This window comes from Paenibacillus phytorum (assembly GCF_013141715.1).
Lineage (GTDB): Bacteria > Bacillota > Bacilli > Paenibacillales > NBRC-103111 > Paenibacillus_E > Paenibacillus_E phytorum.
Map to the genome: position 1 here is coordinate 49754 of NZ_WHOA01000005.1, position 17682 is coordinate 67435.

17 protein-coding genes are annotated in these 17682 nt (G+C 45.3%); all 17 read right to left on the bottom strand.

Features of this window, described 5'->3' with window-relative positions; genetic code table 11:
- The 17 genes from argB to GC098_RS00880 all read right to left on the bottom strand — a co-directional run bounded on the left by argB (position 1) and on the right by GC098_RS00880 (position 17673).
- Entirely contained in the window at positions 1-771 is a 771-nt protein-coding gene (argB, locus tag GC098_RS00800) for an acetylglutamate kinase (protein WP_171640122.1), read from the bottom strand.
- A 68-nt stretch (positions 772-839) separates the two neighbouring features.
- Positions 840-2066 (bottom strand): bifunctional glutamate N-acetyltransferase/amino-acid acetyltransferase ArgJ, encoded by a 1227-nt coding sequence (gene argJ, locus GC098_RS00805; protein WP_171640062.1) that lies wholly within the window; start codon positions 2064-2066, stop codon positions 840-842.
- 30 nt (positions 2067-2096) lie between these two features.
- Entirely contained in the window at positions 2097-3146 is a 1050-nt protein-coding gene (gene argC / locus GC098_RS00810) for an N-acetyl-gamma-glutamyl-phosphate reductase (protein WP_171640065.1), read from the bottom strand.
- 457 nt (positions 3147-3603) lie between these two features.
- The gene (locus GC098_RS00815; protein WP_312879968.1) at positions 3604-4473 is read right to left on the bottom strand and encodes a YitT family protein; all 870 of its coding nucleotides are present in this window, start codon (positions 4471-4473) and stop codon (positions 3604-3606) included.
- A gap of 40 nt (positions 4474-4513) precedes the next feature.
- Positions 4514-5332 (bottom strand): adenosylmethionine decarboxylase, encoded by an 819-nt coding sequence (gene speD / locus GC098_RS00820; RefSeq protein ID WP_171640067.1) that lies wholly within the window; start codon positions 5330-5332, stop codon positions 4514-4516.
- A gap of 188 nt (positions 5333-5520) precedes the next feature.
- A protein-coding gene (gene prfB / locus GC098_RS00825) for a peptide chain release factor 2 (protein WP_171640069.1) occupies positions 5521-6634 on the bottom strand; the annotation gives its coding sequence in 2 pieces (ribosomal slippage) (positions 5521-6561 and positions 6563-6634; 1113 coding nt in all).
- A gap of 64 nt (positions 6635-6698) precedes the next feature.
- A complete protein-coding gene (gene secA, locus GC098_RS00830) occupies positions 6699-9218 on the bottom strand; it encodes a preprotein translocase subunit SecA (protein ID WP_171640071.1) in 2520 nt (839 codons plus the stop codon).
- 249 nt (positions 9219-9467) lie between these two features.
- The gene (gene hpf, locus GC098_RS00835; protein WP_171640072.1) at positions 9468-10016 is read right to left on the bottom strand and encodes a ribosome hibernation-promoting factor, HPF/YfiA family; all 549 of its coding nucleotides are present in this window, start codon (positions 10014-10016) and stop codon (positions 9468-9470) included.
- 166 nt (positions 10017-10182) lie between these two features.
- Positions 10183-10380 (bottom strand): cold shock domain-containing protein, encoded by a 198-nt coding sequence (locus GC098_RS00840; RefSeq protein WP_047682118.1) that lies wholly within the window; start codon positions 10378-10380, stop codon positions 10183-10185.
- Between the two features lie 395 nt (positions 10381-10775).
- Positions 10776-11111 carry a flagellar protein FliT gene (gene fliT, locus GC098_RS00845; protein WP_171640074.1) on the bottom strand — a complete coding sequence of 112 codons (336 nt, stop codon included), beginning with the start codon at positions 11109-11111 and terminating at the stop codon, positions 10776-10778.
- A complete protein-coding gene (gene fliS, locus GC098_RS00850; RefSeq protein WP_171640076.1) occupies positions 11104-11514 on the bottom strand; it encodes a flagellar export chaperone FliS in 411 nt (136 codons plus the stop codon). Before fliS ends, fliT begins: the two co-directional genes overlap by 8 nt.
- 33 nt (positions 11515-11547) lie before the next feature.
- Positions 11548-13713 carry a flagellar filament capping protein FliD gene (gene fliD, locus GC098_RS00855; protein ID WP_171640078.1) on the bottom strand — a complete coding sequence of 722 codons (2166 nt, stop codon included), beginning with the start codon at positions 13711-13713 and terminating at the stop codon, positions 11548-11550.
- A gap of 23 nt (positions 13714-13736) precedes the next feature.
- A complete protein-coding gene (locus GC098_RS00860; protein WP_171640080.1) occupies positions 13737-14150 on the bottom strand; it encodes a flagellar protein FlaG in 414 nt (137 codons plus the stop codon).
- 374 nt (positions 14151-14524) lie between these two features.
- Entirely contained in the window at positions 14525-16150 is a 1626-nt protein-coding gene (locus GC098_RS40700; RefSeq protein ID WP_171640082.1) for a flagellin N-terminal helical domain-containing protein, read from the bottom strand.
- A gap of 174 nt (positions 16151-16324) precedes the next feature.
- The gene (csrA, locus tag GC098_RS00870) at positions 16325-16555 is read right to left on the bottom strand and encodes a carbon storage regulator CsrA (RefSeq protein ID WP_171640084.1); all 231 of its coding nucleotides are present in this window, start codon (positions 16553-16555) and stop codon (positions 16325-16327) included.
- A gap of 4 nt (positions 16556-16559) precedes the next feature.
- Positions 16560-17027: a flagellar assembly protein FliW gene (fliW, locus tag GC098_RS00875; RefSeq protein WP_171640086.1), complete on the bottom strand. Its 468-nt coding sequence runs from the start codon at positions 17025-17027 to the stop codon at positions 16560-16562.
- Between the two features lie 76 nt (positions 17028-17103).
- Positions 17104-17673, bottom strand: a complete 570-nt coding sequence (locus GC098_RS00880) for a DUF6470 family protein (RefSeq protein ID WP_171640087.1) — start codon at positions 17671-17673, stop codon at positions 17104-17106.
- Between the last annotated feature and the right edge of the window lie 9 nt (positions 17674-17682).

Sequence of the window (17682 nt, forward strand, 5' to 3'; positions counted from 1 at the left end):
TTAACGAACAATCCGTGTGCCAATACCCGTGCCCTTCAGCACTTTGCTCAACACATTCGGCTCAGAGCCGTTCACGATGACAACCTCTTGGACCCTGCCTTGGATACAAGCAATCGCTGCTCGAACCTTCGGAATCATGCCCCCGTAGATATCACCGCTCGCGATCATTTCTTCAATCTCAGCCACACTCACAACGGGAAGTACCCGCTTCTCGCCATCCACCGTTTTCATAATGCCGGGAACGTCCGTCACTACAACCATCTGCTCCACACCAAGGTGAGAAGCAACAGCTCCTGCTGCTGTATCGGCATTAATGTTGTAACGTTGGCCGCCATCGGCGCCAAGTCCAACTGGTGCGATCACCGGAATGTAGCCCATGTTCACGATTCCTTGAATCAGCTCAGCGTTCACTTTCGTGACATCACCAACAAGGCCAACCTCGTGGCTATTCGCCACCGGCTTCGCTTCAATCAAATGTCCATCCACACCGGACAATCCAAGCGCCATTGCGCCTGTTAACTGAATTCGGCGTACGATCTCTTTGTTGATCTGGCCGGAAAGCACCATCTCCACAACGTCGAGCACCGCTTCATTCGTCACCCGTAGGCCGTTCACGAAACCAGACTCTATCCCCAGCTTCCCGAGCGTTTCCGAAATAGCAGGACCGCCGCCATGAACGATGACCGTTACAATACCCTCATCCTGAAGCTGACGCATATCTTCAAAGAAACTAATCGGTAATGCAGCCAGCGTGCTGCCGCCGCATTTCATCACAAAGCAATTGTTCTTCACTAGCTTTCGTTCCCCTTTGCTTCCTTATGTGCTAGCTAAAACCAAACCTAAGTCCGATAAGCCGCATTGATCCGCACATAATCATATGTTAAATCGCAGCCCCAGCCCGTTGCCTTGCCAGCGCCCATATGTAAATTCACATGAATTTGAATCGTGTCTGTTTTCAAATAGGCAAGCGCCGCTTCCTCGTCGAACTTCACAGGACGAGACTGCTCTAACACTGCGATATCGCCTAGGCGAATATCGACGGTGTTCACGTTCACCGGCTGTCCAGAGTAACCTACAGCTGCAATGATCCGACCCCAGTTCGCGTCCGCGCCATAAACAGCGGATTTGACCAAGCTCGAGCCGATGATCGACTTCACGATCTTGCGTGCCGCATCGTCGCTCTCCGCGCCGACTACCGTCGTCTCGATCAGCTTCGTTGCGCCTTCGCCGTCGCGCGCAATCGCCTTGGCGAGGTACTCGCCAACGTACTGGAATCCTGCCGCGAACGCTTCCCAATCCGGATGCTCCGGATTCAAAGCTTCGCCACCGGCCAGCCCACTTGCCATCGCCACGACCATGTCGTTGGTGCTAGTATCCCCGTCAACGGTGATCATGTTGAACGTAGTATCCGTAATCCTGCTCAGCAGCAGCTGCAGGTATTCGCTCTCAATCGGCGCGTCGGTTGTCATGAAACCGAGCATCGTCGCCATGTTCGGGTGAATCATCCCCGAACCCTTCGCCGCACCGGCAATGTGAACCTCCTTGCCGCCAACGACAACACGGACGCACGTCATCTTCTGCGTGAGATCCGTGGTCAGGATCGCTTGGCAGAAGTCGTTTCCGCCTTCTGCCTTCACTTTAAGCGGCAGCTGCTCGATGCCGCTCAGCACTTTCCCCATCGGCAATAACTCGCCGATGACACCCGTGCTCGTCACGCCGACGTGGTGCTCCGCCACGCCTAGCGCCTTCGCACTAGCAGCGCGCATCGCGTACGCGTCGTCCTCGCCCTGCTGGCCGGTACACGCATTCGCGTTGCCGCTGTTGACGATCATCGCCTGCAGCTTGCCGCCTTGGGCGATGCTCTCCTGCGTCACGCGCAGCGGTGCCGCTTGGAATGCGTTCAGCGTGTAAACGCCCGCCGCTGCCGCCGGTACATCACAGACGATTGCGCCTAGATCATAGCGCTCCGTCTTCTTTAATCCACAGTGCAGACCACCTGCACGAAAGCCTTTCGGCGTCGTTACTGTGCCCTCTGGCACGACAGTAAAGCTCACTAGATCTAGCATGTTCGTCCTTCACCTGTCCTCATCTTCTCGTTATGGATACACCGGTGCGAACAACAGCCCTGTCGTTTCGTCCCAGCCTTGCATCATATTCAAATTCTGAATGGCCTGACCTGCAGCGCCTTTAACCACATTGTCGATGACAGAAACGATGGTCACACGCCCCGTGCGCTCATCCACCGCAAAGCCGATGTCGCAGTAGTTTGAGCCGAACACTTCCTTCGTAGAAGGGAGCTTACCGTTTTGACGAATCCGTACAAATCTCCGACCTTCATAATACTGGCGGTACAATTCGATGAATTCCTCGGCGGTGTGTTCACCTTGTATAGTTGCATACATGGTAGCCATAATTCCGCGCGTCATAGGAACAAGATGTGTCGTGAACGTCGTAACAACCGGTTTACCTGCAACACGGCTGAGCGCCTGCTCGATTTCCGGAATATGCTGATGCTTATTCACTTTATAGGCTGTTAAATTCTCATTCACTTCCGCGTAGTGCACGCCCAGATTAACCCCACGACCCGCGCCGGACACGCCAGATTTGGCATCAATAATAATCGTAGATGGATCGATCCAACCCGCTTTGACTGCAGGAATCAGACCAAGCAGCGTCGCTGTCGGATAGCAGCCTGGGTTAGCGATTAAATCACTGCCTTTCACTTCATCCCCGAACACCTCAGACAAACCATAAATCGATTGCGCCAATGTTTCCTCAGAAGCCGCTGGCTTTTTATACCATTTTTCATAGTCAGCACTAGATTTCAATCTTAAATCCCCAGAAATATCAATAACCTTCAGGCCAGCTGCCAGAAGCTTTGGTGAAAGTTCTGCACTCACACCAGCTGGTGTCGCCAAAAACACAACGTCTGCTTTACCCGCAATCAAGTCAACATCAAGCACATCTAGAATATCCACAACCACTTCCTGCAAGTGTGGAAAATGCTCCGCGATCGGCGCTCCTGCATTAGAAGTCGAAATGACCGAAGTGATCTGTACCAAAGGATGCGCCTGCAACAGACGAATCAACTCCGCACCACCATAACCCGTGGCTCCAATAATAGCCGCCCTAACTCCATGACTCATTCGAATTTCCCTCCCGATGTTCCGAAAATATATGTATTATTATACAGTCGTATACATAATAATTCAATGAATTTTTTTATGCGGATTTTGACAATTTAATTGTGCCTATGCAAGGAATTTCAAGGCTTTTTTGCATTGAAATCGACAAACCTTTTATTCTTTGAGTTCCTACCTTCCGACAAGAAGTATACATAATATGCATCGTTTAAACGCAACATGTGCATAAAAACATCTTTTTCTCATCGATACCCATTTGCTTAACAAATCAATTATCCCAAATTATACGGCATACAGGCAAATCTTGTATGTGATTATTTCAAATTATTCAAGAAGTGTGGGTAAGTAGTATGGTTATCCACAGATTATGCACACTTTATCCACAAGCGACTCTTCTCCCAACAAAGTTATGCACAAAAAGACGCACCTTAAGTGCGCCAATCTATCACAAAGCTTCTCGCTATGCATGTCGTTTGAAACCTTCCCCTAGTACCTCATTCGTTTCGCTCAAAATGACAAAAGCCTGCGGATCCACCGACTGGACTAGTGTTTTCAATCGACTTACTTCATTTTGTTTCACAACGACCATTAAGACCGTTCGCGATTCGCCCGTAAATCCTCCAGACCCACTAAGCTCCGTAAGTCCACGGTCCAAATCGTATAAAATCGCCTTGCGTATGGCTTCTGTATGATCGGAAATAATGAAGGCCACTTTGGCATAGTTGAAGCCGAGTTGAACGATATCGATCGTTTTCGTGGTGACAAATAACCCAATTAACCCGTACAGCGCATTTTCCGGTGTGAAAACAAGCGCAGAGCTTAGAATGACCAGGCCATCAAAAATCGCTACCGAGAATCCTAGACTTAAGCCTGTGTATTTATGCAGCATTTGCGCGGCCAGCCCAAGTCCCCCAGTGGAACCGCGTCCTCGAAAGACGATTCCGAGTCCAAGTCCAACACCAATGCCTCCATAGACAGACGCAAGCAAAGGATTTTGCGTAGGCACCCCTAAATGGCTCGTTACGAGTACGCACAGCGGAAATATGACCGACCCGACTGCTGCCTTAACCCCGAATTGTCCACCTAGCAGCCATAAGGCTAATAAGAAAATCGGTATATTCAGGGCCCACTGCGTAATCGCCGGGTTCAAACCCGTCAAATGCTGAACAATCGTAGAAATACCCGAAACCCCACCAGTAGCAATTTGATTAGGGTTCAAAAAACAGTTAAAACTAGCCGCCATAATCAGCGAGCCGATCAACATCAATATATACTCAAATACGGTATGTGCTGGACTTCCTATCCGTATTCGCGGTTCTTTTCTGGGCACGAACGGCCCTCCTCTCGGTACCAATTAAACAGGCCCATAACTACAACAGGGGTGCACTCATATTTTTACCATAAAATATTTCGTCCATTTCCCACTTTACACTTTCTGTAATGTCCTTCTGTTCCGCTTCGCTCAGCTTGTCTTTCGTATAACCGAACAAATAATTGTTTAAATCGAATTTCTTCAGCTTACATTTTGTATGAAAAATGTTCTCCTGATAAACGTTCACATCGATCATATCGTACATGCTTTTGATTTCCTCAGGAATGTAGTTCTGAATCGAACTAATATCATGATCAATAAACAGCTTATGCCCGTTTATATCCCGAGTGAAGCCCCGAACCCGATAATCCATCGTCATAATATCCGTATCGAAGGAATGGATTAAGTAATTCAGTGCCTTTAGCGGCGAAATTTCCCCACATGTGGATACATCAATATCCGCCCTAAACGTACTGATCCCTTCATCCGGGTGATATTCTGGATAGGTATGAACCGTGATATGGCTGGTGTTCAGGTGCATAAGCACCGTCTCCGGTAAGGGCCCGGGGGATTCCTCAAATGAAGCTTCTGGAGCGCCCTCCACAGGACCTTCAGAAACCAACATCGTTACGCTTGCCCCTTGCGGATCATAATCCTGCTTGGCCACATTGAGCACATGAGCACCGATAATATCCGCTACCGCTTTGAGAATTTTGGTTAGCCGCGCAGCATTGTACTGTTCGTCAATATATTCTATGTAGGCTTCGCGCTCTTCTTTGGTTCTGGTGTAGCAGATATCGTACATATTGAAGCTCAATGATTTCGTAAGGTTGTTAAAGCCGTGCAGTGTAATGCGCTGCTCCGTAGTAAGTGTCATGTTTCTTCTTCCTCCTTGTTGTTCCATCCCTACTATTTCCTTACCCAGATCTTGAATGACATTAAACTTGAAAAAATCCTACACCTTTCAGATGTAGGATAAACGTCTATTGCTCCATATATGCGTCTTGCGTTTAGTAATGGTTCGGTGTACCAAGCTCTTCCAGCACACAGCTCCTATGCACGGTTCTACTCCGGCTTCCGAATCTGATGACGCAGGTAAGCATCGATGAACATATTGAGATCTCCATCCATCACTGCGCCAATATTACCTGTTTCCGCTGAAGTCCTGTGATCTTTGACCATGCTATAAGGATGAAACACATAAGAACGAATCTGGCTGCCCCAGGCAATGTCAGACTGCTCACCGCGAATCTCTGCGAGATGCTTCAGCTGCTCTTCGATCTTCCGCTCGTAGAGCTTAGACCTAAGCATCTTCATCGCTTTCTCGCGGTTCTTGATCTGCGAGCGTTCTTGCTGACAGCTCACCACGACACCCGTTGGTATGTGCGTAATCCGCACAGCCGAATCCGTGGTGTTGATGTGTTGACCGCCGGCACCGCTGGCGCGGTATGTGTCGATTTTGAGATCCTCGGAGCGGATCTCTCCCACGTCCGTGTCGTCCTCGATCTCGGGCATGACGTCACACGACGCAAACGAGGTGTGACGACGACCGGAGGCGTCGAACGGCGAGATCCGGACGAGCCGATGCACGCCCTTCTCTGCCTTCAAATAGCCGTAGGCGTTGAAGCCTGTGATCTGCAGCGTGACACTCTTCACGCCGGCTTCGTCGCCGGGCAAATAGTCGAGTACCTCGACTTTGTAGCCCCGCTTCTCCGCCCAGCGGCGGTACATGCGCAGCAGCATCTCCGCCCAGTCCTGCGACTCGGTGCCGCCAGCTCCCGGATGCAGCTCAAGGATCGCATTCAGCCGGTCATACGGCTGATTGAGCAGTAAGCCAAGCTCGAAGGATTCGAGCTTCTTCTTCAAGCCATCGATGCCTGCTTCAATGTCTTTCGCTAAGCCTGCATCGCTCTCCTCTTCCTCGAGCTCGACCATGACCTGCAGGTCGTCGAACTCGTTCGAGAAGCCTTGGAACTGATCGACAACACTTTTGATGGCGTTGAGATCCGCTATGGTCTTCTGGGCACGATCGTTATCGTCCCAGAAGTCCGGCGCCCCCATTTTTTCCTCAAAATCCCCGATCGCTTCAAGCTTATGATCTAAGTCAAAGAGACCCCCGTAATTCGGTTAGTCGCTTTGCTGTCTCTCTTAAATCCTGTTTTACTTCTGGTTCCAGCATGTCTTACACCTCGTTTATTCTCTTGTGCCTAGGTTATACAGATCATGGTAGCAAGCTAGCATCTTTAGCTGCCTTGTCCGTGGCACTGCTTGAATTTCTTCCCGCTGCCGCATGGGCATGGGTCGTTACGTCCAATACGCTGCTCATCGCCGCGCACGAGCGGTTTCTTCCCGCCAGCTTCGTTCTTTGTATCCACCGCTTGACCTTCGGCTACCGCTTGACGCTCCAGATTGCTTTGTACGTGAGCCTTCATGATGTACATCGCGACTTCTTCGCGGATATTATCGATCATCTCTTGGAACATCTCGAAGCCTTCGAATTGATACTCGCGCAGCGGATCCGTCCCGCCGTAAGCACGAAGATGAATACCTTGACGAAGTTGATCCATCGCATCGATGTGATCCATCCATTTGCTATCTACCGCACGAAGAGCAACGACCTTTTCGAATTCGCGCATGAATTCTTCACCGATCTCCGCTTCACGCTCATCATAACGTTTGCTAACGAGATCTTTGATGTAGTCAATAATCTCTTCTTGTTCTTTGCCCCAAATATTTTGATCCGTAATCTGGCCTTCTTCAGTTAAGAAGTTGTTGTTCACGAAGTTAGCCACTTCCTGAAGCTCCCACTCCTCCGGAATTTGTTCCTCCGGACAGTGCGCTTTCACGATGCGTTCGATAACCGCGTTGATCATACCCTCGATGACTTCACGAATATTTTCGGACTCCAGCAGCTCACGGCGCTGTTTATATATAATTTCCCGTTGTTGATTCATCACATCGTCATACTGAAGAACGACTTTACGAACGTCGAAGTTGTTACCCTCAACGCGTTTTTGGGCCGATTCGACTGCACGCGAGATCAATTTACTTTCGATCGGTTGATCTTCTTCCATACCGAGGCGGTCCATCATCGCCATGATATTATCCGCACCGAAACGTTTCATCAATTCGTCCTCAAGTGAGAGATAGAACTGTGAAGAACCAGGGTCACCTTGACGGCCTGCGCGTCCACGCAGCTGATTATCGATCCGTCTGCTTTCATGACGTTCTGTACCTATGATATGCAGCCCGCCTGCATCATGTACGCCTTCACCGAGCACAATGTCCGTACCGCGGCCTGCCATGTTCGTTGCAATCGTTACAGAGCCTGGTTGACCTGCGCGTGCTACGATTTCAGCTTCTTCTGCATGATACTTCGCATTCAGTACTTTGTGCTGAACGCCTTTCTTTTTGAGCATCTCCGATAATTTCTCAGAGTTCTCAATAGACACCGTACCTACAAGTACCGGTTGGTTCAGCTTATGACGCTCTACGATTTGCTCAACAACCGCTCTGAATTTACCCATCTCTGACTTGTAAACAACATCCGGCATATCCTTACGGATCATCGGACGGTTCGTCGGAACAATGATAACTTCAAGACCGTAAATTTTCTTGAGCTCTTCCTCTTCCGTTTTCGCTGTTCCTGTCATACCCGCCAGTTTGCGGTACATCCGGAAATAGTTCTGGAATGTAATTGTCGCCAGCGTCATGCTCTCATTCTGAACTTGCAGCTGCTCTTTGGCCTCAATGGCTTGGTGCAGCCCATCACTATAACGACGGCCTGTCATAATACGGCCCGTGAATTCATCAACAATCATGACTTCGTCTTCTTGTACCACATAATCCACATCGCGTTTCATAATGAAACGAGCCTTGAGCCCCTGAGTCACGTGATGGTTAATATTCACATTCTGATGATCGAATAAGTTCTCAATGCCGAATGCCCGCTCCGCCTTAGCTACCCCTTCTTCAGTAAGAGCCACGGAACGCACTTTAATATCGATCGTGTAATCCTCTTCTTCTTTCAACGTAGAAACAAAACGGTCAGCCGCGTAGTACAAGTCTGTCGACTTAGCTGCTTGTCCCGAAATAATCAACGGCGTTCTTGCTTCATCGACCAAAATGGAGTCAACTTCATCGATAACCGCAAAATAAAGCGGACGCTGAACCATTTGCTCTTTGTAAAGCACCATGTTATCACGCAGATAGTCGAAACCGTATTCGTTATTCGTTCCATAGGTAATATCACAAGCATAAGCCGCTTGCTTTTCCTCATGAGAAAGATCATGTAGATTAACCCCAACCGTCAAGCCGAGGAACTCGTAGATCTGACCCATTTCCGCGCTATCACGCTGTGCCAAATAATCATTGACTGTAACAACGTGTACCCCTCTGCCAAGCAAAGCATTCAAATAGACAGGGAGTGTTCCAACGAGCGTTTTCCCTTCCCCTGTTCTCATCTCCGCGATACGGCCTTCGTGAAGCACCATACCCCCGATGAGCTGAACGTCGTAATGACGTTTACCTAGTACACGCAAACCTGCTTCTCTAACAACAGCAAAAGCTTCCGGTAAAAGATCATCCAGTTCTTCACCTTTTTCCAGGCGGTTTCTGAACTCAGTTGTCTTGCCTTTCAATTCCTCATCGGACAGCGGCTTAATGCTAGCTTCTAGGTCGTTGATATAATCAACGGCCTTGAGCATCCGTTTAATTTCCCGTTCATTGGAATCACCAAAAATTTTCTTCACTAGTCCTAGCATCGGTGAACCCCTTTCCCTTGCATTCGTATCCTTAAATTGTACCACTTTTGACGGTCTTGCCGCAACAAATGACCATTCCTACATCTGTATAAACCTTCCACAACATGTGAAAAGAGCACGTTTTTACTTAATTTCTATAGTATTGAATCGATATCCCGATTGCATGCATGAGAAAAAGCTTAATTCGACAGAATCGAATCAAGCTCATTTTTTTGTTATAGGGATGTCTCGAGTTGCTCCGCTTTCTTATTAAACAGCCGGCTCAATCAGACCATACTTGCCGTCATCACGTTTGTAAACTACATTGACTTGATCCGTATCCATGTTTGAAAAAACGAAGAAATTATGGCCTACCATGTTCATTTGTAGAATCGCTTCTTCCACATCCATCGGCTTCAAATCGAAGCGCTTGTTGCGGACCAGTTCAAAGTCATCTTCCTCTTCTAGATAAGTAACAGGTGATGTTTCCACTTTAAATAAATCACGCTTGCCGCCTTCTTGGCGAATTTTCCGGTTTGTTCTTGTCTTATGCTTGCGAATCTGGCGCTCCAACTTGTCTACAACCAAATCGATCGATGCATACATATCATTGTTGCGTTCTTCAGCTCTCAGCAGCACGCCTGTTAGGGGAATGCCTACCTCAATAGCTTGTAAACCTTTAACCACGCTAAGCTTTACTTGTACATCTGATGTAAGGGGAGCTTCAAAATACCTCTCTAGTCTGTTCAATTTCTTGTCGACATAGTCCCTGAGGGCTTCAGTTACTTCAAGGTGTTCTCCGCGAATGCTAATTTCCATGTTCAACATCTCCCTTCCTGCTTACATTATACTACATTCCACCCCCATCTTCATAATTCCTTTAAATTCCGTGCTATCCATTATGCAAAAAAACACCCCAGGATTATTCCCCAGGGTGCTAATTAGTTCAGTAGATGTATTCAAGCGGCACATTCGTACCGGAAGCTTATATTCTGCTTACATTAGCGGCTTGCGGTCCACGTGCACCTTCTACGATGTCAAACTCTACAGCCTGACCTTCGTCTAACGTTTTGAAGCCTTCTGATTGAATCGCAGAGAAATGCACGAATACATCCCCGCCATCTTCACGCTCAATGAAACCATAACCTTTTTCTGCATTAAACCATTTCACTTTACCTTGCATAACGTACACATTCCTTTCGTTTTAAAAAGTAATAAAATGTAAGCCCTTACTTTTCGACTATATCACCAGCCCGCTTGACCTGTCAATTTCTAACTTACCATTTGATGAAATATTTTGAAAATTCGGGTATATACAAGCCGTGGATAAGTGCAGAATTTGTAAAAACTTGTCGTATCGGGCTTCTTTACATTTTATCAACAAAGTTATGCACATAATTGTGCACATTATCCACAGGTTGTGGGGAGAGAAATTTGGATAACTCGGGTTCATTGTGGTTGATTTATGCACAAATGGGTTTTGCCGTGATTGCTTGTCCACAGGTTATAGTAGAAGTTTAGACAAACTGGCGAATAGAAAAAACCTCTTGCCGCGGCAAAAGGTTCGTGTGTATTTGTTTATTTTTTTCGGTCGAAAAAAAGGCTCTCGCCGTCATAGTTGTTGTCATAAGCATTCCGCTGAGTCTTACCTGTGTCCAGCTTGGCCAATTGCGAGCTAGCTTCATCACGAAATTGTTCCATCTTCCTCAGGAAGATAGGATCCAAGCTTACTACAGCTTGAATACGGTCCTTGAAGCTTGCTTTCTGTAGGGCAGATGGTGTTATGGCTAAAAGAGCCTCCATAATCTCGCCACGCTGCTCCATATACTCTCCAAGACGTTCTGCATCCATCGTAATAAGCTTCGCTAATCCCTGCTGTGTAAGCTGTTCCAGCTCAGTAACTAGCTTATCCATGCATAGCTCCAGCAGGTGTTGAACTTGCTGAGCTTCCATTAGCTTGCTTAGCCGCTTGCATCCACGTTTCTTTCAACTGAACAAGATAACCCAGCACCTCTTCAGCAGGCTCAACCGATTTCTTCATATTTGCTTCAATTAGACGGTGTGTAAAGTACTCGTACAACCTCAACAAATCGCCGGCAATAGGAGCGTTACGATCAATCGTAATGGAAAACTCGCTAATAATGTCCTGTACCTTGACTAGGTTAGTGTTAGCGTCTTGGTAGTTGGATGTTTTCAAAGCCTCAATACCCGCACGGCAAAAACGAATAGCTCCATCACAAAGCATAATTAGCAGCTGTGCTGGGCTTGCTGTTTGAACAGTGCTCTCCAAGTATTTATTACGTTGGGCTTGAATCATTGATATTTCCCCCTAGTTTAAAGTAGGACCTTACTAGCCCATTTGTTGTGTTAGCTGTGCGCTTTGTTGTTGTAGTTGATTTATATACTTTTCCATAGCCGTGAATTGATTGTAGTAACGAGTTTGAAGAGCGTCTAATTTGGTAGTCAAATTATCAACTCGTTTATCTATTTCTTTTGTAGTTTTACCTAATGTATAGGAAGTGTCAACACTTGCGGTAATTCCGGCCTTAGTAGTTATTTTACTAATAATGGAAGAAGCGAGATTATTAAGGCGTGTAGCTATACCATCCCCACCAGTTACATCTTTAAGTTTATCATCTGCTACAAAAAGAGCCATAACTTGATCAGGCTTCTCCGCAATAGCCTTCTTTAATTTGGCATCGTCGATATAAATTTTCCCATTTTCCAAGTAGCTTCCAGAAATCGCTCCACCAATCGTAACACTGCTAGATATACCAATATCTGTAAGACTTTTAGCATCACCTGTAGGTAAACCACTAACAGGACTTGAGAAAGAACTTCTTAAACCTGAGATTGCTTGTTTCAAGATGTCATCACTGCGTAGCATACCACTTTTTGCTTTAGCTTCCCACGCGGTAATTTGATCATCCTTTAAATCTTTACGTTGATCATCCGTTAACGGTTGATAATCCCTATATTTTTTTTCGGTGACCTTTGTATTTATTGTGTCAATGAGCTCATTGTATTTATCAATAAAGTTTTTGATATTATTGTAAACAGCATCTGTATCGCCACTAACATTAACATCGATAGCTGCACTTGTTACTTTCTTTGCCGTGAAATTTAATCCGTTAATCGTGAATGAGTTCGTGTCGTATTTAGCAGCAGCGCCATTAAACAGCACTTCGGCTTGATCCCCCGTTTTTCCGACTTTCGTATAAATTTGTCCCGTCACAGGAGCACCTAAGGCAAGTTGAGGAATGACATTCGCTGGATTATTTGCTTCATCGCTGAGTACAACTTTATTGGCTGCAGAATCATCAGGGTTGGCAAATACAAGATGATGCGCGCTATCTAAATAAGCAGACACACCTAGTTTACCAATTGCAGAGCTATTAATTGCATCGACTAGTTTTCCAATTGTTGTTGTTTTATCAATGCTGAAATCAGCTGTTGTCGACCCAACTTTGACCCTTAAGGTTTTTGTTGTTGATAGGTTTTGATCGATCAAGGTTGTTAATGGAACTGCAAGGTTCGGAGCTGGAGTGACTAGTTGACTTGGCACATTAGCCGCAACATCATTTTGATCTGATAGTGTAACCGTAGGATCTGAGAATTTCAAGTTATTATTGCTGTCCAAACTTGTCGTAACGCCAGCTGTACCAATGGCCGACTTATTAATGTCTGAAATTAATTTGTCATAAGTGGTGTCCTTATCAACGGTAAAATCAGCAGTCGTACCTCCAAAGTGAACTCGCACTGTTTTACTCGTTTTCAAAGTGCTGTCTATTACTAACGATCCTGCAAAATTGTTCGTACCCGTAGTTGTCGATGCAGTTGTAGAACCAGGCGTACTTCCCGCAATTTTCAGAACTGAGGCCAGAGGATCGGCGATAGGAGTAGCCCCCCCAACACTTTTCATGCTGAGATTAACTTGTCCAGCCAAGCCAGTTGAAGATGAGGTAAAAAAAAGCTTATCAATAGAAGAATCATAGCTTAAATTTACACCTGTAATACTTGAACTGCCATTAATAGATGCTATGATACTGCCTAACGTATCGGTAGGTTTTACTTCGATGGTCTTCGTACCTTTTGATCCACCAACGGTTAGGGTCGTAGTGTCTGTCAGTCCAAGATCCGATAAAGGTGTAGCCGTCCCCTTGGTTGTTGCAGTCAGTAGGCCCGATGTAACAGCCCCAGCTGTCGCCAACTTATCGACCTTTAACGTATAATTACCTGGAGTAGCAGTAGCTGTTCCAGTAACGCTAACACTAGTATCATCAACTGAAGTTGCTTTCTTCGATTGATACGCGGATTGAAGTTTCATATTAAAAGCTAAATCACGAAAGCTCATAATTTTAGTATTAATGGAGCGGTAATCATCTCGCTGCCACTCTAGTGATTGTTTCTGCTGCTTCAGCTTATCCTGTGGCATTCTAGCTGCTTTCATAAGCTTACTTACTGTGTCATCAATATCAATACCTGTATTAGAGAACCCATTTAAACGAGTTACCATTGTTATAAGTCACCGCCTTCGATTTATCTTTTCTCGTCAACAAGGATACCTGCCATTTGCCAAAGCTTTGCTACGAAATCTAAACTCTTTTCCGGTGGAATCTCACGTATAATTTCACCCGTATCTTTATCTAAAACTTTTACTGAAATCAGTTTTGTTTTTTGATGTATCGAAAACTCAAGCGATGTTGTTCTACCTTGAATAGCTTTAATAGCGTGTTCAATAGCCTTTACTACCTGTGCATCACTAATTGTAACATTTTCACCTTGCAATTCTGCCTGTCTGAGTTCCGATGTATTCGTAATGCTGGATGCAATGAATGCTGCTGCATTATTCGTGCCGATCTCATCCACTTTGTGAACCTTTACAGGCTCTTGAGCAGGCCTGCTGTCTCCCCCAGAATTACCTAATCCACTTATTGGGTAGTTCATGCTCATAGAACAAACCTCCATCCGAAGATATACATATATCTTTTATATCGGATAGAGGATCTTTAGTTGTTATAGATTTAATTATTTATTTATTAATTTTCAGCTAATGTTAGTATGACCTTCCTGTATTCTTTTGCTGATTGATTAAAATGTTACTTCAACATATTTCTTTCCTTCTACTCAATTGCACACACACGTCAGAATTACTTTTGAACTTTTTCAATTCCGTTCATTACACTGACAAACAAAAATATGTCCTTCAAAGAGCATACTGCTGCACATCATGCAGATGTGAATTGTAATATATTTTCATTTTCCTTTAGTTACTAACCAAAAAAAAGATCCTAGGTAGTCTAGGATCTCCATGTAATTCTTTAATATTAACGAAGCAATTGAAGAACGCCTTGTGGTTGTTGGTTTGCTTGTGCCAACATAGCTTGTGCAGCTTGGGAAAGAATGTTGTTTTTTGTGAAATCCATCATTTCTTTAGCCATATCCACGTCACGAATACGGGATTCAGCTGCAGTCAGGTTTTCGGAAGCTGTTTGCAAGTTGTTGATTGTATGCTCTAAACGGTTTTGAACAGCACCCATTTTGGAACGTTGCGAAGATACACTTTTGATTGCAGTATCAAGCTGTGTCAAAGCATTAGAAGCTGTAGATGCGGAAGTAATATCTACTCCAGCAATACCAAGCGCTGCAGAACGCATGTCACCGATTCCAAATTGAAGAGTTTGTCCTTTATTAGCACCAATTTGGAATGTCACTCCACCATTACCGGAAGCATCCGTTTGTGCAGCACTAATTCCAAGGTCTTTAGCCGTTGTTTTTCCTTGAAGATCAGATACGTTTACTGGACCCGTCTCACTAATGATTTCCAAACGACCGTCTTTAGTCGCATTTACTTTAACGTTAGAGATAAAGCCTGGATCATTAATTGATGCTGCACCTGCTGCTGTATTCGCAGCAGCAATTCCTACATTAAGGGCAGCTTCGAGGGAAGTTGCAACAGCAGACATTGCAGTTGTTCCACCAGTAGCTACAACACCTGTTGCTTGCATAGTAACACCGTTAATTTCAAAATTGAATTTATCACCCGCAACAACACTACCTGAGTTATAAATGTTTGTACCCGCAACAGCACCAGTACCCGCAGCACCTAAGGATGTACCAACTATTGAAGCTGCAGCAGACGTCTTAATTATAGAATCCGTACCGGCACTTCCACTCTCAAGAACAAGACTACCACCAGTTACATATCCGTTAATGTGAGCTACACTTTTACCGGAAGCGTCAATCGCATCATTGATTTTTTGAACAATAAGATCCTTAGCTTTATTTGAAGCCGTAGCAGTGGCACCAGCTCCAGTACCGCCTGTAATAATGTTTTGCTCATCGGTTGTTAGGTTCTGCCAGTTAACATCGATGTCATTACCATCAATATTCAATGTTTCCTTCGTAAAATCAGCTGCGGCCAAAGTAGTTGCAGCCATAGTCCCAGTTGCAGTTACAGATGCACTTGTAAGTTTAGAAACTTGTGATCCTGTAGTTGTGTTTTGACCAACACCTGCTCCGGATGCTGATTTCAATGCACCGTTTAGTAGTTTCTGAGTATTGAACTCTGTTGTATTACCGATACGGTCTATTTCGCCTTTCAGTTGCTTAACTTCTTCGTTAAGAGCTGCACGGTCGTCAGTAGTGTTCGTTCCGTTAGCGGATTGATCAGCCAATTCGCGCATACGTTGAAGGATGGAGTGAGTTTCGTTCAGTGCACCCTCAGCTGTTTGAATTAAGGAGATACCATCTTGAGCATTCTTAGCAGCCATATCCAAACCGCGTACTTGTGCTCTCATTTTCTCAGAGATTGCTAGACCTGCTGCGTCATCGCCAGCACGGTTGATGCGAAGACCGGAAGACAATTTCTCAAGGGATTTGCTTGCTGCTGCTGTGTTACCCGTCAATTGACGGTGAGTGTTCGCTGCTGCGATATTGTGATTAATTCTCATTTGTTTTCTTCCTCCTGAAGGTTCGTTTGATCCACATCCATGTGGATTTATTTTTAGGTTACAAGCGGGTCGGCCGCCCTGCTTGTAGACCCATTGATATATATATCGTCGGGGTCATTCCGAAAGTTTATAGCTAGAATAAAAAAAATGTCGACCTGTGGCCGACATTTCGTTTTATTTGGATCTGTTGATTAGTTTACTTAGGTTAAGAGGACTAATTTTGTTAGCTGTAGCTTCTTTATTAGACTCCTGGATTTGTTGATAGATTTCTTTTCGAAACACTTCGACATGTTTAGGAGCACGAATACCGACACGAATCGTATCTCCTTCACTACCTAGTATGACTATCTCAATGTTATCTCCGATCATAATAGACTCGCCTTTTTTCCTAGCTAATACGAGCATATCCTCACCCCTCTACTTGTGTTGGTTCATTAGCCTCTTCACTAACTTCACTCAACACAATTTCATGCTTGATGTTATACTCAGAGTCATGCAGAATAATTTGTTTGGCTAACTTTGTCTTTACATTCCAAATAATCGGTGCCAGTAGATTTAGGGTGATTTTCGTGAAATCATCATTCATTGTAACTACAGACCACACCAGTACATCGCCTGGCTGCTCGATCTTCAGCTCTTCCTGCACGGTTTCAGGAAGACTAATATCGTAGTCTTTAAAGAAGAGAAATGGATCTGTCACAAGAAAAGAAAGACCACCTTCCTGCACAGACTGAATGTATGAAAAAGGAGCGCTATCTGCAGGCTGAACCAAAGTAAACTGAGTTAGCTCTTCGAATCCTGGAACTCCTTGTGCGAAAGTGAATACTTCCGTTTCTTGGACCTCTAGTTCGCCGAAAAATAGGGTCGAAATATTCATGTATCTTAGCTCCTTCAGTTTGTAAGATTTAAATAAAAAAAGCCATAGAAATCATCTATAGCTTGATTATAACGCTTTATGTTTTGAAATCAATTTGTGGCACTGTAATATCTATTTTCGGGTACTGTCGCATATAAATATCAAGTTTTCCTCGATTATAATCAATCTCCGGCTTGTTAACTTGTGCGTTAACATTTACTTTACCGTCCGTAACGTTGATTTCGGCTTTATGAGCTGTATACGTAATATCTACGTTGTCGTATGCAGCTTCACCATAGTAATCGAACTGGGGACGGCTAATGCTTAGATCTTTTGCAATTTCGGCAATAGCATTTCCGCCTAAGTGAATTGCAGCCATTCGGTTCCCATCCTCAACCCGGCGGGCAATTCCCTGCATAGCAATTTCGTGGCATTGAGAGTATATACGACTCAACGCAGTAAGGATTGGCCCTTGACCCAAGGCGTCCCAAGCACGGCTCTGGTCAATTTCAAGTTCTCCACGAGGCTGACGGATATCCTGTTTAGGCCGGTCCACTTGCATTTCATAGGTAGCTCGCGGCTGTCTGATATCCTGCTTGCCAAGATCTGCGTCTATCCCAATGAGGGCCGGTTGCTGGCTTATTTGTATATGAGGAATACTAGGCATAACAACCGC

Excerpts from the sequence above, each read along its gene's own strand:
- fliS (WP_171640076.1), bottom strand. The coding sequence starts at position 11,514 with ATGATTCAAGCCCAACGTAATAAATACTTGGAGAGCACTGTTCAAACA.
- fliW (WP_171640086.1), bottom strand. The coding sequence starts at position 17,027 with ATGAATATTTCGACCCTATTTTTCGGCGAACTAGAGGTCCAAGAAACG.
- GC098_RS00840 (WP_047682118.1), bottom strand. The coding sequence starts at position 10,380 with ATGCAAGGTAAAGTGAAATGGTTTAATGCAGAAAAAGGTTATGGTTTC.
- GC098_RS40700 (WP_171640082.1), bottom strand. The coding sequence starts at position 16,150 with ATGAGAATTAATCACAATATCGCAGCAGCGAACACTCACCGTCAATTG.
- fliD (WP_171640078.1), bottom strand. The coding sequence starts at position 13,713 with ATGGTAACTCGTTTAAATGGGTTCTCTAATACAGGTATTGATATTGAT.
- csrA (WP_171640084.1), bottom strand. The coding sequence starts at position 16,555 with ATGCTCGTATTAGCTAGGAAAAAAGGCGAGTCTATTATGATCGGAGAT.
- secA (WP_171640071.1), bottom strand. The coding sequence starts at position 9,218 with ATGCTAGGACTAGTGAAGAAAATTTTTGGTGATTCCAATGAACGGGAA.
- speD (WP_171640067.1), bottom strand. The coding sequence starts at position 5,332 with ATGACACTTACTACGGAGCAGCGCATTACACTGCACGGCTTTAACAAC.
- GC098_RS00880 (WP_171640087.1), bottom strand. The coding sequence starts at position 17,673 with ATGCCTAGTATTCCTCATATACAAATAAGCCAGCAACCGGCCCTCATT.
- GC098_RS00860 (WP_171640080.1), bottom strand. The coding sequence starts at position 14,150 with ATGAGCATGAACTACCCAATAAGTGGATTAGGTAATTCTGGGGGAGAC.
- argC (WP_171640065.1), bottom strand. The coding sequence starts at position 3,146 with ATGAGTCATGGAGTTAGGGCGGCTATTATTGGAGCCACGGGTTATGGT.
- hpf (WP_171640072.1), bottom strand. The coding sequence starts at position 10,016 with ATGGAAATTAGCATTCGCGGAGAACACCTTGAAGTAACTGAAGCCCTC.
- argJ (WP_171640062.1), bottom strand. The coding sequence starts at position 2,066 with ATGCTAGATCTAGTGAGCTTTACTGTCGTGCCAGAGGGCACAGTAACG.
- fliT (WP_171640074.1), bottom strand. The coding sequence starts at position 11,111 with ATGGATAAGCTAGTTACTGAGCTGGAACAGCTTACACAGCAGGGATTA.
- argB (WP_171640122.1), bottom strand. The coding sequence starts at position 771 with ATGAAATGCGGCGGCAGCACGCTGGCTGCATTACCGATTAGTTTCTTT.